Here is a 7,286-nt window from a genome sequence, read left to right on the forward strand (position 1 = left end):
TGCCCCTGACCCGTATGCAGGTCTCATCCATCCGCCAGGAATTCGCAGTAGCGCGTTTCCGGGATTGGGCATTCGCGGAAATTAGCGGCGAGAATTTCACGACCCAGCGGTTCAAGGTGGCGTGATCAACGTTGAGACCTCGCTCAGCCATGATTTCTTCAAGATCACGATAAGACACCGCATAACGCACATAGAAAAAGACAGCGTGCAGCATGACGGCCTTCGGGAACTGCGTGCCCTTGAAATTATTCATGCCGAGGGCCCTCAAAAATATGAAACTGTAACCATCAGAGAACGTTGCCATATCTCTGCTTCAGCTGGAACCTTAAAGGTTGCGACAGTGCCACTAAAACGGGGCAAGACCAAGTCACCGCTTACGGCAACACCATAGGCGATAATGCAGGCTGGGTTTTTGGTGCGGTCCTCGGCGTGGTGAATGGGATAGGCAATTTTCAGATATCTCTTTAGATACCCCGCCCAACTAAAGATACACAAAAAAACCTATTGCTGAATGATGCCTCGCATCTAAGCGTGCTAAATATGAAAATGTAAAATTTGTGTGTAGTACGACATGCCAACTTAGTTATCCAAAAATTGGACGTTAGAGGCCAGTGCTTTTTATGGCCGCTTTCTTCCAGTTAAAAAGAGAATGTGCACAAATTTTGTTCGTTTGGCACAGCTTAAACGGGTTCGCCGCAAGCTAAGGGAATAAAAAGATGCCAATAACAAGTAACGTATCAAATATCTACTTATATAATGGCACTCTGGTTGGCTTGCTGAATGGATCCCCCGTCAGTACTAATATTCTTAATAGTGTCGGCGGAACTGGCGGGGGGGTGTTTAACGATGACAACTTTCAGCTAAGCCAATCTGACGATGGAGTTACAACATTCACCTTGAATGGCGGCTTGCCTTACCCTATTGATTACATTGGCGGAGGTTCAGTTCAGCTGCTTGACGTTTTTGGAAGTACGCCATTAACACGTCCTGTCGCGGCATTTGAGGCTAACGGACAAATTTATTTGTATGCGCCCAGTGGTCTTCCGCCGCTTAGCGGCTTTTCGATAGATTTTGATATCGATCCAAACACGAAAATCGACCTACCCCTCAGCGGACCTGATGGTGTTGTCGATGGATCTGTCGCAGGCCAAGTGATGGATGTCGGATTTACCGATGCGCAAGGTGATCTAATTACCAATGGCGCTGACAGCATTTTGGGGAACGCTGGTAATGACTCCATTTCAGCAGGCGAAGGCAATGACACGGTCGACGGTGGCGCTGACAATGATACAATCGACGGTGGCTCAGGCGATGACATCCTTTTTGGTGGCATAGGCAACGACAGTCTAGTTGGCGGTGAGGGCAATGACACGTTGTACGGCGGTGTCGGCGATGACACGCTTGAGGGCGGGCCGGGAAACGACTCCCTTTTGGGCGGTGCGGGCAATGACATCCTGAATGGCGGCACCGGCAACGATACCGTTGACGGCGGCGATGGTGACGACCGGTTGGTAGTGGATTACAGTGCGTCAGCGGGCGTCGTAACAGCAACTACAACTGTCATCAGTGGCACACCAGGCACGGTTCAAGTGTCCGCGGGTTCGATTGAGCATTTTACAGTGTTGACCGGAGCTGGCGCCGACATCCTCACCTTTACGACTGCGGACGGTGACAACTACATTGATGCCGGGGCGGGCGCTAACACGATTGTTGTCGGAAATGGAGCCAACACCGTCATAACTGGTGCAGGCATTGATACCATCACTTTCGGTAACGGGAATAACACTATTGATGCGGGTTTTGGCACCATCGGCGCCAACACAATAACGGGCGGATCGGGCAACAATACCATTCTTGGTAGCAACGGCATTGATACGATTGCGCTTGGCGGCGGTGACAACCGTATTGAGGCTGGGGACGGTGCCAATACAATCACGGTTGGGCCAACCTTTTCTGGCAATAACGTCATTATTAGCGGCATCGGCATCGATACGATTACCGTTGGTGGTGGCGACAACTGCATTGATGCAGGTGCTGGCACTGCAGCGGCCAATACGATTACCGCCAGTGCAACCGGGTTTGGCAACAATACCATTCTTGGCAGCAACGGCATCGATACAATTACGGTTGGTCATGGGAACAACTACATTGCCGCAGGGGAAGGGGCCAACACGGTCACTGCTGGGTCGGGCAACAATTTCATCACAGGCGGCGGCGAGGTCGATACGTTTACCGCGATGGGCGGCAATAACGTTATCGAAGCAGGAAACGGGGCCAATACAGTCACCACCGGACTTGGCAACGACATCGTTGAAACTGGTGATGCTGCTGACACCGTCGACACAGGCGGTGGCAACGATATTATAAAAGACGCCGGTGGTGCAGGCACTTTGACTGCGGGTGCCGGACATGACCGGCTCATTATGGATTTTTCTTCCTCAATAGCTCCTGTCACCAACACGGCTGTTAACGTCGCCGGGACCTATTCAGGCATATTTAACGGAACGATCTATGCGGGTGTCGAGGAATTTCACATCACCACAGGCAGCGCCAACGATACCATCATAACAGGTGATGGTGCTGACGTGCTGGACGGTGGCGCCGGTGCAGATACTCTGAGTGCGGGTGCCGGGTCTGACGTTATCTATGGCACAGTTGGCGATGTGGTTGATGGTGGCCAAGACGCCGATGGTGGCGACTTTGACGTCCTCAACCTTAAAGACTTTGGCCCCTACGAAATTGAATTCGCGGCAGGCGATCCGAAAGCCGGTACTGTCTTCGAATTAGACGGGATTGGCGGAACCAGAACTGGAAATACGTTAACGTTCGAAAACATCGAAAACATCGTTGATGTCGACACCACCGTCACGACGCTTGAGGATACGCCGTTGGTGGCTAACCTCACCCTCTCGTCCGGTGCTACCGTGACCAAGTTCGAGGTGGGAACAACCACCTTTAACGCTGGTGAAACCGCGTCCCGCACAGAGGGTGATCTACAGATCAATAACGACGGTAGTTACACTTTTACGCCTGCTCCAAATTACAACGGACCGGCTCCTGTGATCAACTATACTGACAGCAATGGTGTAAGATCGTCCCTGATCATCAACGTTGATCCTGTTGATGAGACCACGCCACACTGTCTTGCTCCTATCTGTTTTGTACAAGGCAGCCTGATCGCGGCTCTTAATGGCAAAACAGCAGTTGAAAACCTCGTGGTTGGTGACCTCATTCAGACCCTCGACCACGGATTGCAGCCAATTCGCTGGATTGGGCGTCGCTATATTGACGCCCAAGAATTAGCCGAAAATGAAAACTTGCGCCCTATTCGCATTCGCAAAGATGTTATCAGCGATGGGGGAGGTATCGGCTATTTGACTGTATCACCGCAACACCGAGTGCTAATAGCCTCGAAAGTGGCTGAGCGGATGTTTGGCAGTGTGGAAATCTTGGTCCCGGCCAAACAACTTCTCGCAATTGAGGGAATAGATATCTGCGATCACTTTGAGGATGTGACTTACTTTCACATCCTGTTTGATCAACACGAAATAATCTATGCTGATGGCGTTCCTTCGGAAAGTCTTTATCTCGGCCGCGAGGCGCAAAAAAGCCTTAGCGCGGCGGGTCGGGAAGAAATCTACGAATTGTTTCCGGAAGTAGCTTCACCGAACTTTATGGCCAAGTCCTGCCGCCCGTTCGTTAAAAACAAGCAGGCGCGAATACTTGCGCTCCGTCATATCAAGAATAAAAAGCCTCTCTTGGGAGGCCAGGTTGTGCATCGATTTGCACATTTGGTTTGATAGCGCAAAGTGAAAACCGCCTGTTGTACCGATTGGGGTCTTTAGCGTGGCCCAACCGTTTATGGCTAAGTCAAGCCCAACCTTCAGAGCGATGCAGAGGATGAGCGGTCATTGTGACACGGTCAGTACCAAGCTTTCTAGGTGGGTGATGTAAATCATTTCATGCGGCCAATTATCGCGAGAAACTATAAGAAAATTCATCTAAGCGTTTGTGCCCAAGAGCCGAGCAGGATCATGAGGAAAAGTAAACTAATCGTGGGAAAATATACTATAAAGCTGAGTTTCTTCGAAACTCATGTCCAACGATTAAACAAAAAATTGGGTAAGATATGCACCAGAAATTGCGTCTTTTATTTTTCGTTAAGGTTTCTTTTGCCGAGATGGCTCTGGCAGAAGCCACATCGAACAACTTCAGCGCGAATCCAATGCATTGGTGTTCCAGCCACTTTCTTGCAAAAGGGTGATAGTTCATGAGCGTCACAGTCAATGTAAACAACCTTTATGCTTACACCGGCAGCCTGGCCTCGCTACAGGTGGGTATTTTAGGGACCAACCGGCTCAACGCGATAGGTACCTCAAAAAGCGGTACCATCGTCAGCAACAACGGCGTACTTTCTTCAAATGAAAGTACGTCTACGACGGTGTCTATCGCTGGCGGTTGGCCCCAAGAGCTGACTTACCTTGGTTCTGGAACTGCCTCAGTTCTAAGTCTTCTAGGGATCGAATTGTTTTCACGGCGGGTTGTAATCTTTTCGGTTGGTGACCCAACTCAGATGTACATCTATGCGCCTAATAGTTTGCCATCGCTTAGCGAGTTATTGGTCAACTTCAATATTAATCCGAATACGAATTACACGCTAGCAGGCCCAAGTAATGGCGACGTTTATGGCTTGGACGTAGGCCAAAATATGCCTCTTGGATATCAGGACGCCCAAGGAGATCGGATAACCAAAAAAGCCGACAAAATCTTTGGCAACGGCGGCAATGACACAATCAGGGCGGCAAGTTGCAACGATTCTGTATTTGGTGACGCTGGCAACGATGTACTGTACGGGGATTCTGGCAATGACACTCTATTCGGCGGCACTGGTGCGGATACGATTTATGACGGCACCGGTCTAGACACGCTGACCGGCGGACTGGGAGCAGACGTTATTGTCGCAAGCGGTGATGCTTATTTGAACACTGATTTTGACGCAACCTCGGGCGTTGGTGATACCGATTCGACCAACAACGATTATGTTGATCTGGCTCTATTCTATAATACAACAACGCTTGCCGCGTGGAATGCGGCAAATCCCACTAAAAAGTTTAAAACGCCACTTGAACTTTTGCGCTTTGACCAAAAGAATAATGGTATTTTTAATCAGACTGGCGACCTACAGATTCAAAATAGCGGGGTCGCAGTCAATTCTTTTACCATGACTACGGAAAATACCGGTATTATATGTTTTGCAACCGGGGCGCGCATTAGCACCCCAAATGGTATGGTTGCAGTTGAAGACCTTTCAGTTGGGGATCTTGTCCTGACTTCTGATAATGGATTCAAAAAGATCCGGTGGATTGGCTGTCGCAAATTGGCCTACGCAGAGTTGCAACGGAATGACATGCTACTGCCGGTGCGGATCCGCGCCGGTGCTATGGGAAATGGGCTGCCAGAGCGAGATCTTGTTGTGACACGTCAGCATAGGGTGCTGATCAAGTCGCCGATCGCCGAGACGATGTTTGGCGATAGCGAAGTGTTGATTCCCGCAAAAGACCTGCGTGGCTTGGACGGGATAGAAACGCTTTCGATTTCCAAGGGCATTGAATACTGGCACATCCTTTTTGATGAGCATCAATTGATATTCAGTGAGAACATGCGGACCGAGTCTTTCTTTCTCGGCCCTCAGGCCGTTTTGATGTTGAGGCCAGCGGCAATAGAGGAACTCAGGTTCCTGTTTCCTGATCTAGAAAAAGTCTATGCGTCGCTGGCGCGTCTCGAAATCAGAGACCATAAAGCGTGGCAATTCGTCAAGCGCGTTTCGTCAAAGAACCAAACCGTGATCGATCAGTCCGACATTCAAAACATTAAAAAGAGTTATGCTTTCCAACACAGCGCAAGGAGGTTTGTGGATGATCAATGATGAAATTTATCTTTTCGAAGACAGGAACAAGGTTAATAGGAAAGGAAATGGCCGCCGACAACCTGAGACCGTCTATGAACTTAGCGACTCAATGCTGAAGGTCTCTGATCGCCAACGCGATCGCTTCAGGGTGTCGGGTTGGTGGCTACTGCCTAGCTGCATACTAGGTACGCTTGTATGGCTTGGCATTTTTTCTATTATTTTTTAATCAATTATAGAGATATGCCGTCCTCCAGCAGAATCTGTAAATATGAGGGTCATTGGGACGAAAAATGCCCTTAAGGCACAGGGGTATAGAAGAAAGATCAGTTGATTCGACTGACATTCTTTCTTAAAATATTGGGATTCGGAATTTAAAAATTTAAGTAGAAAACTGCTTTAATTTATAATAGCGCTGTGTAACCAATTTATAAATTTCTATCGTAATTTGACGATGTATGTGAATAGAAAAAATTTTCTGTTTCGCAATCAGTTAATTAGAGAAATAAAATAAATGCCGTGCAGTTGAAATAGTAATAATTAACCTAGCGGCCTCTAATACCACAGGAGTATCAGACGACGAATATCCATGAGCCTGACCAACAATTCGCCGCAGCCAACTTCAAGCTCCAAGCGACATTGCAGACGTTGTTCCACACCAACGGAATGGTAAAAATTATTAAACATCGCTTTTGAGATGCGCCAAAAACTAGTCAATTTCACGGCGCTCTTGGCTTGGTATATGTCCTGATGCGACATTTTCGGTTATATAATTTGCTGTCACAGAAATTAAGCTGAAGGAACAGAACACCTATGCCATGGATAAAAAATAGCTACAAGTCATACCTGAATAGATTCTTCAATTCGCTGCGCAATCATGCGGGATGTAATTTTCCTGAGAGTCCCAATACTGCCATAAACACTATTGTCAAACGCGCTTTTACTTTACATGATTATAATCTCTATGAAAATGCGCTGGTAGTGTCAGACTTGAGAAGCGCAAACAAAAATGATTCAAATACCGAGCATTATCGTGATAACACGGTCTCAGAAGAGGATTTAGAAAATCTTATTGAAGAGTTGGAAAGGTTGAAAATCTACATTGTTCCCAAGCATGCGGAACGGAACAATTAACACCAACATTTTTAACGGAGTTAATTGTTCCACCCCGGATGATCACATTTCCCCTCGGCGATCTGCCCTGCTCATGGCAAAATCGGTCCAGAGAAACGTTCGAGACGGGGTTCTACCCTGTGGTTGTGTCGCAAACTTTGTCGTTGTTTGAGGATGCCCATTTACAGGACATAATTATGCCGCGAGCCCAGCAAAGGTCTGGAAGGCGGTGGAGCCATTTGCTGAGATCTGGCCCTTACGTATCATA

At 48.2% G+C, this 7,286-nt stretch carries 3 protein-coding genes and 1 pseudogene; 3 read left to right on the top strand and 1 reads right to left on the bottom strand.

The annotated features are described in order from the left end of the window. Positions 1-253, bottom strand: a pseudogene (locus BMY36_RS18425) (IS6 family transposase); the annotation flags it as partial. 583 nt (positions 254-836) lie between these two features. Between BMY36_RS18425 and BMY36_RS18430 the strand changes: the two are divergent. From BMY36_RS18430 to BMY36_RS18440, 3 genes are all read left to right on the top strand, one after another. After that, on the top strand, positions 837-3,800 hold the full coding sequence (locus tag BMY36_RS18430; protein ID WP_175469344.1) for a Hint domain-containing protein: 2,964 nt from the start codon (positions 837-839) through the stop codon (positions 3,798-3,800). Between the two features lie 470 nt (positions 3,801-4,270). Next, positions 4,271-5,926 (top strand): Hint domain-containing protein, encoded by a 1,656-nt coding sequence (locus tag BMY36_RS20845; RefSeq protein WP_050520676.1) that lies wholly within the window; start codon positions 4,271-4,273, stop codon positions 5,924-5,926. Beyond that, positions 5,916-6,134 (top strand): hypothetical protein, encoded by a 219-nt coding sequence (locus BMY36_RS18440; RefSeq protein ID WP_050520675.1) that lies wholly within the window; start codon positions 5,916-5,918, stop codon positions 6,132-6,134. Before BMY36_RS20845 ends, BMY36_RS18440 begins: the two co-directional genes overlap by 11 nt. The last annotated feature ends 1,152 nt before the right edge of the window (positions 6,135-7,286 follow it).

The sequence above is a fragment of the Pseudorhodobacter antarcticus genome, assembly GCF_900110135.1.
GTDB lineage: Bacteria > Pseudomonadota > Alphaproteobacteria > Rhodobacterales > Rhodobacteraceae > Pseudorhodobacter > Pseudorhodobacter antarcticus.